We start from the raw sequence: 20674 nt of genomic DNA, 5'->3' as shown, positions 1-20674 counted from the left end.
CGTCCATGGCGCCTGCCCTCCCCGTCGTCGTCCGGCCGTTTGCCACCTCAGCGTCCGCCGAGGGAGACGGCCGCACATAGAGCCGTGCGTCCTCGGCCGAGGGTCCAACGTCGTCCGCGGTCACATCCGTGGACCCCACGTCGGCCGGCGCGGTGACAAGGTCATTCGACCCATGGGCGGCGCGGAACGCGCGTGCCACAGTGAGCCGGTGAACAAGCGCGCCGACACTCCCATCCGGACCACCGTGCGCATGTCCGGCCCGCTGGACGTGGTACCCGACACGCTCGCCGAGCACGCCGAGGCGGTAGTACGCGAAGCGGTCAGCAACGCCGTGCGACACGCCCACGCCTCCGAACTGGCGGTCACCATCTCGGTGGCCGACGACCTCGTCGTCGAGGTCGTCGACGACGGCATCGGCATCCCCGACACCGTCGCCCGCAGCGGCCTGCACAACCTCAGCCGCCGCGCCAGCGACGCCGGCGGATCTTGCACCGTCCGCCGCGGTGAACAGGGCGGCACCCGGCTGCTGTGGTCCGCTCCGTTGCCCTGACAACCAGCACCGCCGGCGCGGTCGTCGTTGCCCGCCGCCGCCCGCTGGCCTCGGGGCGGCCTCAGCGCGCCGCGAACATCGTCCCGCGGAGCGTGTCCAGTCGGCGCCGGTACTCGTCCTCGTCGATCTCCCCACGAGCGAACCGCTCGGCCAGAATGTCCTCCCCCGGGCGGGACGCACCGCCGGCCTGGGGCACGACACGGCCCCGGTAACGCAGCGCGGCAAGCACACCGACGACGAGCAACGCCAGAACGAGGACCGAACCCAGCGTCATCAACAGGCCGCCCCACATCCCCATGCCGCTGCCGTACCAGAACATCATCATGACCACCTTCATCGCACAGGAAACGCCACCCGCGAGGACCGGTGAACGCGGTTTCGGTTCGCCGCCCGGATCGCTGCAACGGTGCGCTCCCAGCCGGACCGGCGACCAGCGGCCAAGGTTGCTCACCCGTCATCCGAAGGGCACTTCCTGGTGCGCCGAAGGTCCCCGGCGGCAGGCATCGCAGGCCTACCCCCTCCCCTTCCGTTCGGTGACCTTCGACTCCGGTTCGCCGAGCACCCTTCGCGCGACACTGCTCCCGATCAAGCGACGAGGGAGCGATCATGTTAACCCGCCAGAAATCGAATAACACCACACCGGAAGCCGTTCCGGCGCCACCGGCCGCCGCCCCGCACCCCGGTGCCGGCTATGGCACGGCCGCGCGGATGCTGGCGCTGCTGCGGATCGCCACCGGTTTCGTGTTCCTGTGGGCATTCCTCGACAAGCTGCTCGGTCTCGGCTACTCGACCCCGTCCGCAGCCGCGTGGATCAACGGCGGCTCGCCGGCCAAGGGCTTCCTCGGCCACGTCAACGTCGGGCCGTTCGCCGCGACATTCCACGGCTGGGCCGGCGCGGCGTGGGCGGACTGGCTGTTCATGCTCGGGCTCGCCGGCATCGGCATCGCGGTGCTCACCGGCGTCGCCCTGCGGATCGCGGCGCTCAGCGGGACCGTCATGCTGCTGCTGATGTGGGCCGCCGAATGGCCGCTGGCCCAACACACCACCACCGGGCAACCCAGCGGCTCCACCAACCCGCTCCTCGACTACCACATCATCTACGCCCTGGTGCTGATCGTCCTCGCCGCCACCGGCGCCGGCGACACCTGGGGCCTGGGCCGCTGGTGGTCCGCCCGGATCACCCGCCGCTACCACCATCCTTGGCTGCGCTGAGGGGGCGCCGACCGGCCGGCGGATGCCCGCCGCTTCACGTTCCGGGTCGGCATCGGGGAACCACCGGTCTGCCACCGAGCAGGCCGGTGGCCGGGGTGCTCGCACGCCGGGAGCCAAAGGTCCTCACCGGTGGTGGGACAACGCCTCATGGCGGCGCGCGGGATATGAGAAACACTGTTTTGAGGTTGTCGGACGCGGCTCGGAAATCGTGAGGGACCGCTCGACTCGGACGACCGTGGCTGTCCTACTCACCTGGTCGCGGGCTACGGGGGGTTCTTGAATGAACCTGGATCGAGTTAATGCGCGGACGGTTCACGCGGCGCTGGCGCTGGCTGTCCGGGCGCCGTCGGTGCACAACACCCAGCCGTGGCGCTGGCGATTCCGGGACGGCACGTTGCACCTCTACGCCGACCGCGCCCGGTGGTTGACCGCCACCGACCCGGAGGGCCGGGACCTGCTGCTGAGCTGCGGGGCGGTGCTGCATCACCTGCGCGTCGCGCTCGCCGCGCTGGGCTGGGCGGCCACGGTGCACCGGCTGCCCACCCCGGTCGAACCGGACCACCTCGCCGTCGTCGAACCCCACCGGCGACCCGACCTCGCCGGGACCGGCACGCAGATGACCGCGGCGATCGTCCGCCGGCGCACGGATCGGCGCAGCTTTGTCGACCGCGCGGTCCCGGCGACGCTGCTGAACCAGCTGGGCGAGGTGGCCGCCGCCGAGCAGGCGCGGCTGGTCACCGTCACCGATCCGGCCGACCGGGCGGAGCTGGCCGATGTCATCGCCCGCGCGGAACTGCTGCAGGAACGAAACCTCGATATCTGGTACGAGACGGCCCGCTGGAGCGGAAAACGACCGGGCACCAGCGACGGCGTCCCCGCGGCCAACGTGCCCACCGAGCAGCGCTACGGCGACGTCGCCCTGCGCCGGTTCACCACCGGCGCGCTCGCCCAACCGCAGACCGCGATCCTCGAGGGGGACGGGGCCACGCTGGCCGTGCTCACCACCGCCAGCGACAGCCGCTTGTCCCGGCTGCGTGCCGGCGAGGCCCTCAGCGCGGTCCTGCTCGCGGCCACCGACGCCGGGCTGGCCAGCTGCCCGCTCTCGCAGGCGGTCGAGATCGTCGATACGCGCCGGCTGCTGCGCCAACGCCTCCTACCGCGCGAGGCCGCCGTCCCCCAGCTCATCCTGCGACTCGGCTGGCCCGCGTGGGTTCCCGAGGGGAGCCTGCCCATTCCGCCCACACCCCGGCGCGCCGTCGAGGACGTCCTCGACGGCGCGAGCGCCGAGCCGTGTGGCACGGATTCCACCGGCATGGAAAGGTCGTGACACCAGTGAGAGTGCGCGAGGTGATGACCAGCCCAGCGGTCACGTTCCGCCCGGAGACGCCGCTCAAGCAGGCCGCCAGGGTGCTCGTCCAACGCGGGTTCACCGCCGCCGCCGTGGTCGACGCCGATGGTCGGCTGCTCGGCATCGTCACCGATGCCGACCTGGTCCGCGACCGCATCGCTTGCGACCCCCGCTCCCGCCGGGGCGGCGAGCTGCCCCAGTCGGTGGCGACCTCCGCGCTGGTGCGCGAGGTGATGACCACCCCGGTCACCACCGTGGCGCCGAGCGCGGACGTCGCCGAGGTCGCCCGGATGATGCTGACCGAGCACCTGCGTAGCCTGCCCGTCGTTGACGGCGGCGACCTGGTCGGCATGCTCACCCGCAGCGACCTGGTGCGGATGATCGCCCGGGATGATCGGTCGATCGCCACCGACGTGCGCCGCCGGCTTGCCACCTACGCCCGGTGCCGACGCTGGGATGTGGAGGTCAGCGAGGGGACGGTCACCGTGGCCGGGGTCTTCACCGATGAGGTGGAGCGCCACGTCGTGACAGCCCTGGCGCAGGCGGTGCCCGGAGTCCAGCACGTGGACACGATGGCCGATCGGGCCTGACCGACACCCGTGGTCACCCACGCGGTGACAGCGGTGACCTTGGGCCCCACGGTGAAGGGCTTAGCGCTCTTCGAGCGGACGGCCCGCGCAGGATGCCATAGACCCCGTGTGGACCGGCTCGAACGAAGCGGCGCCACGCTCCAACCGAGCTGCGGGGGAGGACGACATGCGCAACAGAACGGTCGCCGACGTCATGCACCCCGAGGTGTTGACGGTCACCCCGACGACCACGTTCAAGGACATCGTCGATCTCGCCGTGGACGCTGGCGTGAGCGCCGTGCCTGTGGTGGACAAGCACGGCGGCCTGCTCGGCGTGGTGTCCGAGGCGGACCTCCTGCACAAGATGGAGCATCTCGACGAGACCAAAGCGAGGCCGCGGCTGTTCGCGTTGCCGCGTACCCGGCGGCACTGGCGGAAAACATCGGGCGCACCGCGGCGGAGCTGATGACCTCGCCAGTGCGGACGCTCCAGCCGCAGGCCTTACTGCCGGAGGCGGCGCGGCTGCTGGCGCGGACGGGTGTGCGCCGACTGTTCGTGGTGGACGCCGGGCGGCTGATCGGCGTGGTGACGCACCGTGACCTGCTTCGCGAGTACACCAGGGACGACGAGGAGATCCGGGCTGAGGTCGAGCGGGAGGTCTTCTCGCGCGGCCTCCGGGTGAATCCGGCGACCGCGCGGGCCACGGTGGAGCACGGCGTGGTGACCTTGGTCGGTCGCCTGCAGTGGCAAGCCGACGTGGACATCGCGGGCAAGCTGGTCAAAGCGATCCCCGGCGTGGTGGCGGTCGAGAACCGACTGGACTACCTCTGGCAGGGCGGAACCAGCCGCACCGCGCACCTGACCTTCGGCACCGCGCGGAGCCCTGGCCTGCCGTGCTCGGAGCGCGGCGACCGCTGCCGCCGCGACGGGCCACCCCAGCGGCGAGCGGCCGGACATCCGGGTGGAGGTGAGGGACATGAGCACGCACAGGCATCATGACCGCGGGGATCCCGCTGTATCGCGCAAGCTGCCGCGGTCACGCTACGAGACAGAGCTGCGGCGGCTGCAAGCCGAACTGGTCATCGTGCAGGAGTGGGTGCGCGCCGAGGGCGCTCGGCTGGTCGTGGTGTTCGAAGGCCGCGACGCAGCGGGCAAGGGCAGCACGATCAAACGGGTGGCCCAGTACCTCAACCCCCGCGTGGCCCGGATTGTGGCGCTGCCCGCCCCCACCGAGCGCGAGCGCGGCCAGTGGTACTTCCAGCGCTATGTCGAACACCTGCCCACAGCCGGGGAGATCGCGCTGTTCGACCGCAGCTGGTACAACCGCGCGGGTGTGGAACGGGTCATGGGGTTCTGCACCGTCGAGGAGTACCGCCGGTTTCTGCACCAATGTCCGATCTTCGAGCGGATGCTCGTGGAGGACGGGATCCTGCTGCGCAAATACTGGTTCTCCGTCAGCGATGCCGAGCAGGAGCGCCGGTTCCGCGCTCGCCTGCACGATCCGATGCGGCGATGGAAGCTCTCCCCGATGGACCTCGAATCCATCACCCGGTGGGAGGACTACTCGCGGGCCAAAGACGAGATGTTCGTGCACACCGACATTCCCGAGGCACCCTGGTACGTCGTCGACAGCGACGACAAACGGCGCGCCCGGCTGAACATGATGGCGCACCTGCTGTCGACCATTCCCTACCACGAGGTGCGGCGCCCGCCGCTTCGGCTGCCGCCCCGCCCGGCCCCCACCGGCTACCAGCGACCCCCACGCAGCGTGCAGACCTACGTCCCCGACCACGCCGCCTCACTGGACATCTGAGCGGTGCCCGTCGACCGACGACCGCCGGGACAACGCTCCAGACCAGCGCGGCGTCGCGGACAATCGCCGCGGGCAGCACGAGGGCCGTTACGCAAAGCGGACGGTGGTCGTGGCGCGGACCACCACGACCACCCTGCGGGCACCGCGGTGCCGGTGACCGCCAGCACGCCCGACCTCGGGCTGGCCGACCCGCAGGCCACCGTGGACGAGTGGCTGGCCAGCAGCGACACCGCAGCGGTGGTCACCCTGCCCACGCCCAAACCACCCCACGGCCCACACCCGGCGGCCGGGATTAACAGCCACCTCCGGCCCCGCGACCGGATGGCCCGCGCGGCACGCACCCACCGGCGCAGACAACCGGGCCAGCCCGACGCGCCACCGGCCACGCCACGGTAAGGAGCCAAGAGCGGAGGGCACGGACAACCGCTGACTGGGGCTGTTGCGGCGAACGCGGGCGCATAAGGCTCTTATTTCGCCTCCGAGATCGCCCCGACCCGGAGGACGTCATGAGCTTCATCGACGCCCACACGTTCTCGGTCGATCTCGTGTTACGGGTCCTGGGCATCCCCCCGTCGACCTACTACGCCTGGCGGGCCCGCCAGGCCGCGCCCAGCCGGCGGGAGCTGGAGGACACGCACTTGCTGGAGATGATCGTCAAGATCCGCACAGCGCACGAGTTCGCCGGCACGTACGGGTCCCCGCGGGTGTGGCTGGAGCTGCGACGCCAAGGCGTGCGCGTGGGCCGCAAGCGCGTCGAGCGGATCATGCGCGAACACGGCCTGGCCGGCGCGTTCCTGCGCCGGGGCTGGAAAGGCGGGTCCACCAAGCAGAACCCCCGGCACACCGCCGCACCGGACCTGGTCGACCGGCAGTTCCACGCCGACGAGCCGAACCGGCTGTGGGTGGCCGATCTGACTCGGATCATGACCGGCGAGGGAGCGCTGTGGCTGGCCTCGGTGCGGGATGCGTTCTCCAACAAGGTCGTCGGCTGGGCCACCGCCGCCCGCGCGGACACCGAGTTGGTGCTCTCCGCGCTGGGCTACGCCCTGCGCTCCCGCGAAGTCCACGACGGGCAGTTGATCCACCACAGCGACAAGGGGTGCCAATATACGGCCTTGCGGTTCACCCAGCGCCTGGCCGACGCTGGCGTGGCCCCGTCCACCGGCAGCGTCGGGGACAGCTTCGACAACGCACTCGCCGAGAACCTGTGGTCGACCATCAAGACCGAGCTGATCTACTGGCCCGGCACCACTTTCACCACTCGCGCCGAGGCCGATTCGGCGATCTTCCGCTACATCGACGGCTGGTATAACCCCCGCCGCGTCCAGAAAGGACTCGGCGGACTGTCTCCCGACGAGTACGAGGAGGCATGGCGTATCCGGCAACAGACCGGCTCGGCTACGATCCCAGCCAGGCCGGACGAACCCTGATAACCAAGTCTCCGGCAAAGCGGGGGAACCTCAACCGGCAAGCGACGACAAGCTTACGAACAACAAGCTCTACCGCTACGTCACGGCAGTCCTCCTGTTCTGCTGGGCGCACGAGATCACCTCACTGGCCAGCATGGCGACGACGACGCCAAGCTCGCCGAAGCCACTACAGACGACGCGGACACCTACCCCCGTAACTGCCGTTGCCGTATTAACGGGCAACCCCGACACGATCGGCGCGCCTGGATCACCGGCACCGCCGTGGTTCACCCGCTCGGTGCCTGCCCGGCGGCCGGGTTCGGTGCCCGTTCCCGAACGCGGCGCCTGACCCCGCGCGTCCGATACTCGCCATCGTGGGTCGCTCGGTTCGGAACACGTTTTCAGCTCGCACTTCTCGCGAGGCTCTCTTCGAGGTCGTTCAGCACGGCGTGGACGGGCCCCCAGCACAGGGTCACGGTGTCGCGGTCCGGAACGAAGGCGCTCTCCAACTGCGCCCGAGGATGGATGAAGTTGCGGAAGTTGCGGACGGGATCCATGAAGCTTTTCGCGTCCAACTGGATCAGGCCCCGGTGGTGCGCCGTGTCGATCAGCAGCTCCAACCCGGCCCGGCGTGCGTCGATCCGCCGTCCGTCCCGGCCGCGGAACCCGCTGCGCAGCAGTTCCGGCTCGCGCTCGGTGAGCACCGAGAAGAGCAGCCCTTCCACGAAGCTTCCGATCCCGAAAAGGGCGAGCAGGTAGGCACCACTTTCCTCGGACGCCCGACTCTGCGCGATACGGTCCAGGAGCAGGCTGACCACCTGTTCGTCCGCCACGATGCGTGGCAGGCGATGCCCGAGGTTGTCCGGGGCCACGAAGACCGGGCCTTCCGCATCAAGGCGGACCTCGCCGAGAACCGGACGCCCGCCGACGTAGCTGACCGCGAGGCGCTCCGGCTCCAGTATGCGGTTCAGTTCCTGCCGGACCTCCTCGGCGACCGGCATACCGCCGTCGTACTCGAGCGGGTCGCAGACACGGCACAGAAAGCGCTCGATATCGGCGCGTTGGTCACCGCGTTCGGTGAGGGCATCGACCAGCCACGGGATTCGCGGGGATCCGTCATACTCCGGCGGATCGTCCCACCCGGCGCCGCGCAGCAGAGCCTCGAGCTCATGTCCGCGCCGCTCCAGGGGACCGTCGAGGTCGCATGCGAGCCTGGCGACCCGCTCGATCGTCTTGGGGTCCAGGGGAAACATCAGTTCTCCTCCGCCGTGCCCAGACGCTCGGCGTGATCGAACGCCGCGTTGATCCGCTCAACGATCTTCCTGCCGCGCCGCCGGAAACCGAGCTGCTGAATCGCCTGGTCGATCCGTGTCTCGCGGTCCAGAGGAAGCCGGTCGGCCAGCAGCCACCGGCAGACGGCGACGATCTCGTGGTCCGCGTACTCGTCGATCTTTCCGCGCCGCGGCACGCGGGGACGCGGCCCCCGGTCGGCTCCCACGGTGACGTCGTCGACCGTTGGCAGGTCGACCGAAGCCGGCGGCTCCGGTTCGCGATCGGCCTCGGCCACGGCCTGATGCCACCGTTCGACGATGCGGACCGTCTCCGCCTGGGGATCCTCGAACCAGTCACTGGCCCATACCCGGTGGAACCGCCACCCCAGTCGTTCGAGGTGCTCCTGCCGCAACCGATCGCGGTCTCGGGCGCTGTGTGCCCTGTGGTAGGTGTCCCCGTCCGTTTCTATCGCCAGCACCATGCGTCCCGGCTGATCGGGGTGGGCGAGGGCGAAGTCGATCCGGTAGTCCGACACACCCCACTGCGGTGTGACGGGAACGCCGGCGCCGTTCAACGCGGTGAGCACGCTGTGCTCGAACCCGTTCAGCTCGACGGGTTCGGCGCGACCGATCCGGTCCAGACGTCCGCCATTCTCGGCGAAGGCGAGGAATTGTCGCAGCAGCTCCGGGCCGAGAGTCCCCCAGTTCGGCGCCATATCGTCGGCGGTGAACGAGCTCACCACCGTCATGCGCCGCCGTGCGCGAGTCACGGCGACGTTGAGCCGGCGCTCGCCCCCTTCCTTGTTCAGCGGGCCGAAGTTCATCGACAGCCGGCCGTCCGGGCCCTTCGCATACCCGATGGTCAGGATGATCGCGTCGCGCTCGTCGCCCTGCACCCGTTCCAGGCTCTTGACGAAGAGCCGTCGGCCAGGGCCCTGCATCCGCTCGGTGAACTCGGCCAGGTCCGGGTGCCGCTGGCTCGCCCGGCGAAGCTCGCCTTCGATGTGGTTGGCGTGCCTGATGTTCATGGTGATCACGCCCAGCGATTCCGTCGGATGGTCGCGGACGTGCCGCAACACCAGGTCGACGACCCGGTCCACCTCCTGCTGGGCGATACCGCCCTGACCGGGTGCCACCCTGGCGTCGACAACCTCCAACCGCAGCGGACTGTCCGTGTCCCGTCCCGGAAAGGTCACCAGGGAATCGCCGTAGATCGTGTGGTTGGAAAAGGTGATCAACCGTTCGTCCTGGCTGCGGTAGTGCCAGGTGAGCGTGTGCGACTGCGGAACGAACGTGGCGAGGCACTTCAGGATCGACTCGAAGTCGCCGACCTGGGGCGCGCTCGGGGACTCGTCCTCGTCGTCGTCCTCGTCGCCCGCACCGCCTTGTAAGGTGGTCCGGAAGAACGTGGTGGGCGGCAGCTGCCGATCATCACCGGCCACCACGAGCTGCCGGCCGCGCATGATCGAGGCCATCGCGTCGTAGGGCTCGACCTGGCTGGCCTCGTCGAAGATCACCAGATCGAACAACCGTTCCGCCGGCAGCAGACGGCTGACCACGATCGGCGACATCGCCCAGCACGGCCGGGCGGCCAGCAGAACGTCCGGCGCCCTGGCGACCAGCTTGCGAATGGGCATATGCCCTCGCTTGCGCTTCGCCTCGCCGAGGACCACGGTGTTCTGCTGCGGGTTGCCGTCCCGCGCGGCCCGCAACCGTTCGGCGACGCTGCGCCGGACGCGCTGGGCGTTGAGCCGGAAGTGGTCGATGTCGGCCCGGCGGAACTCGTCGACGACCTGGTTGTGCTGCCGCCCGACGAAGTGCGCGAGGTGCGGGACACGTATCCGGTACTCGTCCAGCAAGGAGCTGTACCAGGAGAACCGCAGCATGTCACGCGCTTCCTCGGCGTCGGCGTCGCGTCGCACCAGTTCGTCCAGAAGCTGATCGAGTCCCAGCTCACGGAACCGGTCGGTGAGCGTGTTCAGCTTCGGCATGCGGAAAAGCGTGTTCCGGTCAGCCTGAAGTTCGTTCAGGGTGGCCGTCACACGCTCCTCCGGCCACTGCTCGGGCTCCTCCAACCGGGCGCACATGGCCACTGCGGCGAGTTGGTCGCGCACCTCGGTGAACCGTCGCAGGGCGCTGCCCAGACCGACCACCTGGGACGGACTTCCGCCCGCCACGGCCAACTGCTGCCAGCGGTCCCGCTGCCTCGCCGCGCTGATGAGCTCCCGGTGCAGCGTGGCCCGGTCACATCTGCCGGCCTTGCGCATCTGCGCGGCCTGCTTGCGGAGCGCTCGCCGGCGCCACCAGCCGATATCGCGGGAATGCCGAGATCGCCAGGAGCGGGGTGCGGTGGCGAAACACAGGTCGTCCAGATGTGCCCCGAAGATCTCGTCGCCGTAGCCGGCCACGGTCTGCTCGACCGCGCCCAGCAGGCCGAGCACCTCCTGCCAGCCGGCCAGATCGGACGGACGGTTCAGGCCGGCGCGGCCGACCAGGGCACGCATCTCGGACTGGGCGTCCCGCCAGGTCCGACCCGCCAGGTCGTTCAACTTGGCCACGACCTCCCGGACCGCGTCCTCGTCACGGACCTCCGAGAGCGACCAGGGTGAATCACCCCGCCGCACCCGCAGTCCGCCGAGATTGACGAACTCCATGAGATCGCTTTCCACCTGCCGGAACGTCTGGCCGCTGAGCATGCGCAGCGGCGAACCCATGAAACGCACCGGGTTCGCCCCGCGCTCGGGAAGTCCGAGCAGTGCCTGGTACACCTGGTAGGCGCTGACCTTCCAAGGTTCCCGCTCGACGTGTAGCTCGTGCTCGTGCTCGATCACCTGCCGCCGGCGCTCGGCCAGCCGATCGTGCAGACCGTCGATGCGGGGTGGCAGTTCCTTGCTCGCACGGTCGAGGGACTCCGCGACCTGCTCGGCGACCTGCTTCTTGCTGAGCTTCTGTTCGTGCAGGTCGAACACCAGGTGGTGCAGGTCGACCTGTTCCAAGCGCTGGGTTACCGCCTCGATCGCCGCCCGCTTCTCGGCGACGAAAAGAATGCGCTTACCGCGCGCGGCCGCCGCGGCGATGATGTTCGCGATCGTCTGGCTCTTCCCGGTGCCGGGCGGTCCCTGGATCACGACGTGCTGACCGTCGAGCACGGAACTGATCGCGCGTTGCTGGGAGGAATCCGCGTCCATGACGAGGAACTCGTCCCGAGGATGGACGTCGTCGGGCTCCGCCGGCCGGTAGTCGGCCGCGCTGGCCCGCAACGCCTCCGTCGCGGTCGGGACGCCGGCCGCGGCGGCGATGACATCGTGGCTGGCCAGCAGGTCAACGGAGTTCCTCAGGTCGTTGACCATCGGGAGCTTCTCGAAGCTGAAGATCCCGACCAGCACCCGGTCCTCCAGGTCGGCGGAGAGGTTGTGCCGGCCGACGCGCTCGGCGAGTTCCCCGTAGACCCGCTTCACCTGTTCCGCCGGGTCCTCCACCTCGGCAACGAGTGCCTGCAGTTCCTCGGCCATCCGGTCGGCGTCCAGATCCACCCCGTACTGCCGGTTCAGCGCGTACAGCAGCACGGGGTTGACCTCGACCTCGCCGATCAGGTCGATCTCCGCCGACGAGCCGCTCAGTCTCCCGAAAACCGGGGGCAAGGACCATCTGCCAAATGGGCGTTGTATGACCCATCCATGTGCCGGCGGTCTCTACGGCCAGTAGTCCTTCGCATCCCACTGTTCACCGCGAACGGCTTCCGCCCCGAACGTCCCCGGAGTGAGCCTCCGGTCCGCGGCGTAGACGTGGTTTCCCGCCCAGTTCGGCCGCGGCTACCCCGTGGCCGTGATGGTGTTGCTACAGACGAGCAGCCGCCGGGTGTCGTAGTCGCCCACGCACACCCTGTAGGTGATCTTCGCGCCTTCGGGCATGTTCATGTTGTGGTCGATGCAGGTGCCGGACCCATTGTTGTCCCACGCCTCGTTGTTCTGCCCCGGGACGTCGGACCGCTGGTACCACGCCACGGCGGAGTGCCCGTCCGCCTTGTTGTCGCAGACGTAGAGGTGGTCGCCGTAGGCGACGAAGCTGGCCCGGGCGGCGCACCCGTCCGGGGTGCACACGCTGGTCGGCTGCTCGGCCGGGCTGCTGGACGCCTTCGCGCTGGTCACCGTGGTCGCCGCCGGGGGTGGCGGCGCACCCGGGGTGGTGCCCCGCCCGGCCGGCGGCGCCGGCCCGGCGGGCGCGCCGCCGGCCACGGAGGTCACCGGGACCGTGGTGGCCCCGGGCGCCGCGCTGGCCGGCACGGTCGGGTCCGCCGTGGACGTCGCCGCGGACTGCGCCTGCGGGCGCGCCTCCCCGTGCAGCGCGCGCTGCCACGCCGCCAGGCCGACGGTCAGCGCGGCCACCGCGACCAACACGCCGACGACGGTGAGCGCCATCCGGCGCCGCCGCGGCCGCGCCGGCCCGGCGGTGTGCCACACCGACTCGCCCGGCGGGGTGTCCGGAAAGGACGGTCCGCCGACCGGGGTGGCCGGGTGGGCCCCACCGGAGCGAGGTTCACCGGGCACCGCGGCGGCCCACGGGGGCGGCTGCGGGGCGAACGACCGGGGTTCCGCGTCGGAGACCAGGCTCCGCAGCGCGGCGGCCAGGGCGGCGGCGCTCGGGTGGCGGTCCTCGGGGCGCTTGGCCATGGCCCGCCGCACCACGTCGGCCAGCGGGGGCAGCTCGGGGCAGGCGAGGGCGGCCGGTTCCTCGGTGAGGATGCGGTGCAGCACGGCGGCGATCTCCTCGCCGCGCCGGCCGAACGCCGGCTGGCCGGCCACGAGCTGATACATGGTCGAGCCGAGGGCGTAGACGTCGGACGCCGCGCTCGGCGGCTGCCGGTTCACCACCTCGGGGGCGGCGTGGCTGGGGGTGAAGGTCTCCAGCACGGTCGCGGACGCGCCCAGGTCGAGCAGGCAGGCCACGCCGAAGTCGGCCAGCGCGGGCTCGCCGAACCGGGAGACGAGAATGTTGTTCGGCTTCACGTCGCGGTGCACGATGCCGAGCTGGTGCGCGGCGTCGAGCGCGTCCGCGATCTTCGCCCCGATCCGCGCGACCTCCGTCGCGGGCAGCGGGCCCTCGGCGTTGAGCCGGTCCATCAGCGACCCGCGGCTGTAGAGGTCCATCGCCAGGTACGGCCGGCCGGTCCGGGTCCGCCCCGCGTCGAGCGCGGTGACCACGTTCGGATGCCCGGTCAGCCTGGCGGTCGTGGTGACCTCGCGGAAGAACCGCCGCCGCGCGTCCTCGTCCAGCGGGACCGTCAGCACCTTCAGCGCCACCGCACGGTCCAGCGCCTCCTGGGTGGCCCGGTAGACGACGCTGAACCCGCCACGCCCGATGAGCTGGAGGTCCCGGTAGCCGGGCACGTCCTCCGGCCGCTCGTCGCCGTGGCGGCGCCTGTGGAAAAGCTGCATCAGGTGGCGATCCTATCGCCCGGCCGGGGCGCGGTCGTGCCTGGTCGTGGGTCCGCAGTGCGGCGTGCCGGCTGCCGGTCATCTCCCCCGGGATCAACGACGGGAGACGCGGTTGACCTTGGCACCACGGCGGGCCGTGGTCCAGCAGGCCGCCCAGGACGGGTTCCCCACGCCGCTGGGCCTGGCTGAACGGGCGTGGGCGCGGCTATCGGCGTGCCGCCGGGGTGCTGGACGGCGTCTGCCAGGCGCGGGCGTAGCGGCGCACGTCCGGGCGCCGCGGGTCGCGGCCGCGGTACACCACGTAGGGCCGCACCAGGTAGCCCAGCGGTGCGCTGAACACGTGCACCAGGCGGGTGTACGGCCACAGGGCCAGCAGGGCGAGCACGACCAGGTTGTGGACCTGGAAACTGACGGGTGTGCCGACCATCAGCTCGGGCCGCGGGTGAATGGTGAACAGGCCGCGGAACCACGGCGATACCGTGGCGCGGTAGTCGTAGCCGCCGCCGATGAGGTTGCTGCCCACGGTGTTGAGCATCCCGGTGGCGATCGCTGTCGTCAGCAGCACGTACATGATCTTGTCGTTGGTGGTGGTGGCCTTGCGCACGGCCGGAACGGTGACCCGCCGGTAGAGCAGGATCGCCAGCCCGGCGACGGTGACCAGACCGGACAGCGTGCCGGCGGACACCGACACCAGGTGATACGCGAACTCGGAAACGCCCAGCGCCTCGGTCCAGCTCGCCGGCACCGCGATGCCCAGCACGTGACCGCCGATCACCGCCAGAAGTCCGAAGTGGAACATCGGGCTGCCCAGTCGAAGCAGCCGGCTCTCGTGGAGCTGGGAGGACCGGGTGGTCCAGCCGAACTGGTCGTGCCGGTACCGCCAGACGTGCCCGAGCACGAACGAGGTGAGCGCCACGTACGGGACGGTCATCCACAGCACGGTGGTCACCGGCGTCCTCCCATCTGCTGGTGGGTGAGCGGGTCGATCCCGAACGGTTCGAGGCCGACCTCCTCCTCGGGCGGTCCCTGCGCGGCCAGTTCGGCGATCCGGCGTCGGTCCGCGGTGTTCAGCTCGGGCAGGGTGGCGCACACCGCGTCGAGCACCGCCCGGTACGGCGACCCACTGTCCTCCAGGGACAGTCGGAGCAGTTCGACGACGGGGCGGTGCTCGACGAGCAGCCGCCGGCCCGCCACCGGGTCGGCGGTCGCGGCGAACTCCAGCACCACCGCGAGATGGTCGGGCAGCTCGTGCTCGCCGAGGGTGACGCCCGCGCTGCGGTAGGCGTGCTTGAACCGCAGCAGGGCCATGCCCCGCTTGCGGGTGTCGCCGTAGGCGTAGTAGGTGAGGTGCAGGCAGCTGCGCCGCCGCAGGTCGAACGTCTCGACGTAGTGCGCGGCCAGCTCGATCGCGGGTGTCCGCCGCAGATGGTCCACAAAGGACACCAGCGGCTGGCCGACCGGTGCGGGCAGTGCGCTGGCCGCGCTGTGCAGCTGGTTGAGCATGCCCAGGGTTTGCTCGGTCGGGTAATCCAGCAGCAGCGCGGCGATCCGCCACACCATGCGCTGGTCCAGCCCGGCCAGCTCGGCGGCGGGCTGGTTGGCCTTGCGCCCCAGCCAGGTGGGGCTCATCGGGTCGGCTCCGCGGCGTTGGCCGGTTCCGCGGCGCGGTCGGCGCCGTGGGGATGGTCCCCGGCCTGGTTGGCGCCGTTGGGTTGGTCCGCGGCGTGGTCGGGGCCGTTGGTCTGCTTCGCGGGGAACAACCCGGTGGTGCTCCTGCCGTCCCAGTTGAGCAGGTTGATCCGACCGGCCTTGTCGTCGGGCGCGGCGCCGTTGGTGTCGGTCAGGTGGAACCGGTCGGCTATCGCGTCGAACGCGGTCATGCCCGGGCCGCCCTCGGAGTCCAGGCTGCAGCCGGTGGCCAGGGCGTCCAGCCGGTGCGCGTCCGCGCCGGCCGCGCTGGGGATGACGTACCGCTGGTCGTACTTGGCGATGGCCAGCAGCCGGTACATCGCCTCGATCTCGGCCGGCGTGAGCCCCACGGACTCGGCGATGTCCGGTCGGGTCTCCTCCCCCAGGTTGATCCGACGCATGTGCGCGCGCATCGCCGCCAGCCGCCGCAGCGCCGCCCGCACCGGGCCGACGTCGCCCGCGGTGAACAGCTCGGCCAGGTACTCCACCGGGATGCGCAACGCGTCGATCGCGCCGAAGAGGTTGCCCGCGTCCTCGCCGTCGTGCCCGGTGCTGGTCAGCACGTCCACCACCGGGGAGAGCGGCGGTACGTACCAGACCATCGGCATCGTGCGGTATTCCGGATGCAGCGGCAACGCCACCTGGTAGTCCACGATCAGCCGGTACACCGGCGACGCCTGCGCGGCCTCGATCCACTCCTGACTGATCCCGGCCCGCTCCGCCTCGGCCACCACCCTCGGGTCGTGCGGGTTGAGGAACACGCCGAGCTGCGCCGGGTAGAGGTCCTGGTCATGGGGTACCGAAGCCGCTTCCAGGACCGCGTCGGCGTCGTAGAGCAGCACGCCGATGTAGCGCAGCCGGCCGACGCAGGTCTCCGCGCAGACGGTGGGGATGCCGACCTCCACCCGGGGGTAGCAGAAGGTGCACTTCTCGGCCTTGCCGGTGCGGTGGTTGAAGTAGACCTTCTTGTACGGGCAGCCGGTGACGCACTGCCGCCACCCGCGGCAGCGGTCCTGGTCGACCAGCACGATGCCGTCCTCGGTGCGCTTGTAGATCGCGCCGGACGGGCAGGACGCCGCGCAGGACGGGTTGAGGCAGTGTTCGCAGATCCGCGGCAGGTAGAACATGAACGTCCGCTCGAACTCGAGCTTCACCTGCTCGGAGACCCTGGCCAGCAACGGGTCGCGGCCGACCTGGGACGGCCCGCCGCCCAGGTCGTCGTCCCAGTTGGCGCCCCAGGTGACCGCGGTGTCCTCACCGGTGATCAGCGACTTGGGCCGGGCCACGGGGGTGGTGTCCGACGGCGGAGAGGACAGCAGGTTGTCGTAGTCGTAGGTCCAGGGTTCGTAGTAGTCGGCGACGGTGGGCAGGTCCGGGTTGGCGAAGATGTTGAGCAGCCGCTTGAGCCGGGAGCCCGACCGCAGGGTGAGCCGGCCGCGTTTGTTCAGCGTCCAGCCGCCCTTCCACCGCCGCTGGTCCTGGTACTGCCGCGGGTAGCCCTGGCCCGGCCGGGTTTCCACGTTGTTGAACCAGACGTACTCGACGCCGCCGCGGTTGGTCCACGCCTGCTTGCAGGTGACGCTGCAGGTGTGGCAGCCGATGCACTTGTCCAGGTTCATCACCATGGCGAGCTGTGCCATCACGCGCATCAGTACTGCACCTCCTGGCTGCGTCGACGGATGGTGGTGACCTCGTCGCGTTGGTTGCCGGTGGGGCCGTGGTAGTTGAGCGCGAACGACTGCTGGGCGTAGCCGCCGATCAGGTGCGACGGTTTGATCATCAGCCGGGTGAGGGCGTTGTGGATGCCGCCCCGCTTGCCGGTGCGCTCGGTGCGTGGCACGTCCACCGCGCGGTCCTGCGCGTGGTACATGAACACGGTGCCCTCGGGCATCCGGTGGCTGACGATCGCCCTGGCCACCACCACGCCGTTGCGGTTGACCGCCTCGATCCAGTCGTTGTCGCTGACGCCGATCTTCGCGGCGTCCACATCGGACATCCAGATGGTCTGCCCGCCGCGGGACAGCGTGAGCATGTGCAGGTTGTCCTGGTAGGCCGAATGGATCGACCACTTCGAGTGCGGGGTGAGGTACCGGACGGTGATCGCCTTGTGCCCGCCTGCCCCCTCCAGCGCACCCACCCCTGGCTCGTCGAACAACGCGGTCATGTCCAGCGGTGGCCGGAAGATCGGCAACTGCTCGCCCAGCTCGGCCATCCAGTCGTGGTCGAGGTAGAAGTGCTGCCGCCCGGTCAGCGTGTGCCACGGCTTGAGCCGCTCGGTGTTGATCGTGAACGGGGCGTAGCGCCGGCCGCCGGTCTCGCTGCCCGACCACTCCGGTGAGGTGATCACCGGGACGGGGCGTGCCTGGGTGTCGGCGAAGGTGATCCGCTTGCCCTCGTTCTCCGCGGCGAGATCGGCGAGCCTGGTCCCGGTGCGCCGTTCCAGGGCGCGGAAGCCCTCGGTGGCCAACCGGCCGTTGGTGGTGCCGGACAGCGCCAGGATGGCCTCGGCGGCGTGGGTGTCCCTGGCCAGTGACGGCCGGCCGGCGGCGATCCCGGACGGGATCACGCCGTTGGCCGCCTTGAGGTATTCGACCTCGGCGTCCGGGTGGACGGTGACGCCCTTGGTGGTCACGCCGAGCCGGTCCACCAGTGGGCCCAGTGCGGCCATCTTCTCGCCGACCGCGGCGTAGTCCCGCTCCACCACGACCAGCCGGGGCATGGTCCTCCCGGGAATGGGTTCGCACTCGCCGGCCTTCCAGTCCAGCACCCGTCCGCCCGGTTGCGCGGTGGCGTCGGCGGTGTCGTGCTGCAGCGGCACCGCGACGATGTCCCTGCGCACCCCCAGGTGCTTCTCGGCCAGCCAGGAGAACCCGCGCGCGATGCGGTGGAACGCCTCGAAGTCGGTCTTGGCCTCCCACGGCGGGGAGATCGCCGGGGAGAACGCGTGCACGTACGGGTGCATGTCGGTGCTGGACAGGTCATGCTTCTCGTACCAGGTGGCCGCGGGCAGCACCACGTCGGAGAACAGCGTCGTGCTGGTCATCCGGAAGTCCAGGGACAGCAACAGGTCCAGCTTGCCCACCGGCGCCTCGTCCCGCCAGGTCACCTCGGCGGGCCGAACGCCCGCGTGGTCGCTGGTCTGCAGGTTGGAGTCGGTGCCCAGCAGGTGGCGCAGGAAGTACTCGTTGCCCTTGGCCGACGAGCCGAGCAGGTTCGCCCGCCACACCGTCAGGCAGCGCGGAAAGTTCTCCGGGGCGTCCGGGTCCTCGCAGGCGAACCGCAGGTGCCCGGTGGACAGCCCGTCCACCACGTGCTGCGCGGCGTCCTTGCCCAACCGCTCGGCCTCGTCGGCCAGGTCGAGCGGGTTGCGGTTGAACGTCGGATAGCTCGGCATCCAGCCCAGCCGGCTGGCCAGCGCGATGTTGTCCGCCGCGGTTCGGCCGGCGAAACGCCCCTTCGCCAGCGGGGAGGCCATCGCCTCCGCGGTGAACGGGTCGTAGCGCCACTGGTCGGTGGCCAGGTACCAGTAGACGGTGCCCTGCATCTGCCGCGGCGGGCGGCTCCAGTCCAGCCCGAACGCCAGCGTGGACCAGCCGGTGATCGGCCGGCACTTCTCCTGGCCGACGTAGTGCGCCCAGCCGCCACCGTTGACGCCCTGGCAGCCGGTGAGCATCACCAGCGCCAGGAACGACCGGTAGATCTGGTCGGAGTGGAACCAGTGGTTGGTGCCCGCGCCCATGAGGATCATCGACCGGCCGCCGGAGCGCTCGGCGTTGTCGGCGAACTCGCGGGCGATCCGCTCGGCCGCGGCGGCCGGTACCCCGGTGATCGGCTCCTGCCAGGCCGGGGTGTACGGCTGGGCGGCGTCGTCGTACCCGGTCGGCCAGTCCCCGGGCAGCCCGGGCCGGCCCACCCCGTACTGCGCCAGCAGCAGGTCGAACACGGTGGTGACCCGGCGGCCGTGCACCATCCGGGTCGGCACACCGCGGCACAGCACCCCGGGTTCGGTGGTGTCGAACCGGGGCAGCCGCACGGTCACCGGCTCGGCGTGGTCGCCGTGCAGCGACAGCAGCGGGTCGACGCCGCCGAGGTCGAGGTTCCACCGGCCCTGACCCGACTCGGTGAACCGGTGGCCCAGCGAGCCGCGCGGCACCACCGGTTCCCCGGTGGCGGCATCCAGCAGCACGGTCTTGGCCGCCGCGCCCTCGCCGCTCTCGCCGAGGTCGGCGGCGGTGAGGAACTTGCCCGGCAGCCATCCCTCGTCCCCTTCCGCCACGGTGACCAGGAACGGCAGGTCGGTGTAGCGCTTGACGTAGTCGACGAACGGGGGTGTCTGCCGGTCGACGAAGAACTCCTTGAGGATCACGTGGCCCATGGCCATGGCCAGCGCGGCGTCGGTGCCCGGCCGGGCGGGCAACCACTCGTCGGCGAACTTGGTGTGGTCCCCGTAGTCCGGCGACACGACGATCACCTTCTGGCCGCGGTACCGGGCCTCGGTCATGTAGTGCGCGTCCGGGGTGCGGGTGACCGGGACGTTGGAACCCCACATGATCAGGTAGCCGGCGTCGAACCAGTCCGCGGACTCCGGCACGTCCGTCTGGTCCCCGAACACCTGCGGGGAGGCCACCGGAAGGTCGGCGTACCAGTCGTAGAACGACAGCATGGCCCCGCCGACGAGCGAGATGAACCGCGCGCCCGCGGCGTGGCTCACCATCGACATCGCCGGAATCGGCGAGAAGCCGGCGACCCGGTCCGGGCCGTAGCGCTTGATCGTGTGCACGTGCGCGGCGGCGACGATCTCCGCGGCCTCCCACCACTCGGCCCGGACGAACCCGCCCTTGCCCCGCGCCGACTTGTACCGGCGGGCCTTCTCCGCGTCGTCGACCACGTCCGCCCAGGCCAACACCGGGTCCTTGAGCCGTTCCTTGGCCTCCCGGTACAGCTCGAGCAGGGTGCCCCGGACATACGGGTAGCGGACCCGGGCCGGCGAGTAGGTGTACCAGGAGAACGACGCACCGCGCGGGCAGCCGCGGGGTTCGTACTCGGGCTTGTCCGGGCCGATCGACGGGTAGTCGGTCTGCTGGGCCTCCCAGGTGATGATGCCGTCCTTGACGTAGACCTTCCACGAGCAGGACCCGGTGCAGTTGACCCCGTGGGTGGAGCGCACCACCTTGTCGTAGGCCCAGCGGTCCCGGTAGAAGACATCGGCCGACCTGCCGCCGATCTGGTGCAGAGTCCGCAGGTCAGCCGAGGTCTCGCCGCGCCGGAAATGCCGGCCGAGGCGCAGCAGGGAATCGGTGAGTCCGGTGTCCATGCCGGCACCGGTGGCCGCGCGACTATCCGTTGTCTCGGTCACCAACGCCACCCTTTCCGGAGTC

17 protein-coding genes are annotated in these 20674 nt (G+C 70.5%); 9 read left to right on the top strand and 8 right to left on the bottom strand.

Annotated elements, in window-relative coordinates:
* Window positions 1-208 precede the first annotated feature (208 nt).
* The gene (locus tag FFT21_RS24885) at window positions 209-550 is read left to right on the top strand and encodes a sensor histidine kinase (RefSeq protein ID WP_307722961.1); all 342 of its coding nucleotides are present in this window, start codon (window positions 209-211) and stop codon (window positions 548-550) included.
* A 61-nt stretch (window positions 551-611) separates the two neighbouring features.
* Here the strand turns inward: FFT21_RS24885 and FFT21_RS24880 are convergent, their stop codons facing one another.
* On the bottom strand, window positions 612-1001 hold the full coding sequence (locus FFT21_RS24880) for an SHOCT domain-containing protein (RefSeq protein WP_225978731.1): 390 nt from the start codon (window positions 999-1001) through the stop codon (window positions 612-614).
* Window positions 1002-1156: 155 nt separating this feature from the next.
* Between FFT21_RS24880 and FFT21_RS24875 the strand changes: the two genes are divergently transcribed.
* The 8 genes from FFT21_RS24875 (at window position 1157) to FFT21_RS24840 (ending at window position 6922) form a co-directional block, all read left to right on the top strand.
* Complete coding sequence (locus FFT21_RS24875; RefSeq protein ID WP_137816356.1) at window positions 1157-1762, top strand: DoxX family membrane protein; 606 nt, start codon at window positions 1157-1159, stop codon at window positions 1760-1762.
* A gap of 280 nt (window positions 1763-2042) precedes the next feature.
* Window positions 2043-3089: an Acg family FMN-binding oxidoreductase gene (locus FFT21_RS24870; protein WP_137816355.1), complete on the top strand. Its 1047-nt coding sequence runs from the start codon at window positions 2043-2045 to the stop codon at window positions 3087-3089.
* Entirely contained in the window at window positions 3086-3700 is a 615-nt protein-coding gene (locus FFT21_RS24865; protein ID WP_225978730.1) for a CBS domain-containing protein, read from the top strand. Before FFT21_RS24870 ends, FFT21_RS24865 begins: the two co-directional genes overlap by 4 nt.
* Window positions 3701-3866: 166 nt before the next feature.
* Window positions 3867-4145 carry a CBS domain-containing protein gene (locus FFT21_RS24860; protein WP_137816354.1) on the top strand — a complete coding sequence of 93 codons (279 nt, stop codon included), beginning with the start codon at window positions 3867-3869 and terminating at the stop codon, window positions 4143-4145.
* Entirely contained in the window at window positions 4145-4678 is a 534-nt protein-coding gene (locus FFT21_RS24855; RefSeq protein ID WP_137816353.1) for a CBS domain-containing protein, read from the top strand. The genes FFT21_RS24860 and FFT21_RS24855 overlap by 1 nt, the downstream gene beginning before the upstream one ends.
* The gene (ppk2, locus tag FFT21_RS24850; protein ID WP_137816352.1) at window positions 4656-5492 is read left to right on the top strand and encodes a polyphosphate kinase 2; all 837 of its coding nucleotides are present in this window, start codon (window positions 4656-4658) and stop codon (window positions 5490-5492) included. The genes FFT21_RS24855 and ppk2 overlap by 23 nt, the downstream gene beginning before the upstream one ends.
* 153 nt (window positions 5493-5645) lie before the next feature.
* On the top strand, window positions 5646-5888 hold the full coding sequence (locus tag FFT21_RS24845) for a hypothetical protein (RefSeq protein WP_137816351.1): 243 nt from the start codon (window positions 5646-5648) through the stop codon (window positions 5886-5888).
* A gap of 110 nt (window positions 5889-5998) precedes the next feature.
* Window positions 5999-6922: an IS3 family transposase gene (locus tag FFT21_RS24840; RefSeq protein ID WP_137816350.1), complete on the top strand. Its 924-nt coding sequence runs from the start codon at window positions 5999-6001 to the stop codon at window positions 6920-6922.
* 380 nt (window positions 6923-7302) lie between these two features.
* On the opposite strand, the gene FFT21_RS24835 is transcribed toward FFT21_RS24840, so the two are convergent.
* From FFT21_RS24835 to FFT21_RS24805, 7 genes are all read right to left on the bottom strand, one after another.
* Window positions 7303-8154 carry a hypothetical protein gene (locus FFT21_RS24835; protein WP_137816349.1) on the bottom strand — a complete coding sequence of 284 codons (852 nt, stop codon included), beginning with the start codon at window positions 8152-8154 and terminating at the stop codon, window positions 7303-7305.
* Window positions 8154-11813 carry a PDDEXK-like endonuclease domain-containing protein gene (locus FFT21_RS24830; RefSeq protein WP_137816348.1) on the bottom strand — a complete coding sequence of 1220 codons (3660 nt, stop codon included), beginning with the start codon at window positions 11811-11813 and terminating at the stop codon, window positions 8154-8156. Before FFT21_RS24830 ends, FFT21_RS24835 begins: the two co-directional genes overlap by 1 nt.
* A 171-nt stretch (window positions 11814-11984) precedes the next feature.
* The gene (locus FFT21_RS24825) at window positions 11985-13607 is read right to left on the bottom strand and encodes a serine/threonine-protein kinase (RefSeq protein WP_137816347.1); all 1623 of its coding nucleotides are present in this window, start codon (window positions 13605-13607) and stop codon (window positions 11985-11987) included.
* A gap of 205 nt (window positions 13608-13812) precedes the next feature.
* Window positions 13813-14538 carry a respiratory nitrate reductase subunit gamma gene (gene narI, locus FFT21_RS24820; RefSeq protein ID WP_225978732.1) on the bottom strand — a complete coding sequence of 242 codons (726 nt, stop codon included), beginning with the start codon at window positions 14536-14538 and terminating at the stop codon, window positions 13813-13815.
* A 14-nt stretch (window positions 14539-14552) separates the two neighbouring features.
* A complete protein-coding gene (gene narJ / locus FFT21_RS24815) occupies window positions 14553-15236 on the bottom strand; it encodes a nitrate reductase molybdenum cofactor assembly chaperone (RefSeq protein ID WP_137816345.1) in 684 nt (227 codons plus the stop codon).
* Window positions 15233-16945, bottom strand: coding sequence for a nitrate reductase subunit beta (gene narH / locus FFT21_RS24810; RefSeq protein ID WP_137816344.1), 1713 nt, complete (start codon window positions 16943-16945; stop codon window positions 15233-15235). The genes narJ and narH overlap by 4 nt, the downstream gene beginning before the upstream one ends.
* Entirely contained in the window at window positions 16945-20610 is a 3666-nt protein-coding gene (locus FFT21_RS24805; RefSeq protein ID WP_137816361.1) for a nitrate reductase subunit alpha, read from the bottom strand. The genes narH and FFT21_RS24805 overlap by 1 nt, the downstream gene beginning before the upstream one ends.
* Window positions 20611-20674 lie beyond the last annotated feature (64 nt).

The organism is Gandjariella thermophila (genome assembly GCF_005405885.1).
In the GTDB taxonomy this organism is placed as follows: Bacteria; Actinomycetota; Actinomycetes; order Mycobacteriales; family Pseudonocardiaceae; genus Gandjariella; species Gandjariella thermophila.
This window is presented reverse-complemented; position numbering and strand designations above follow the sequence as displayed.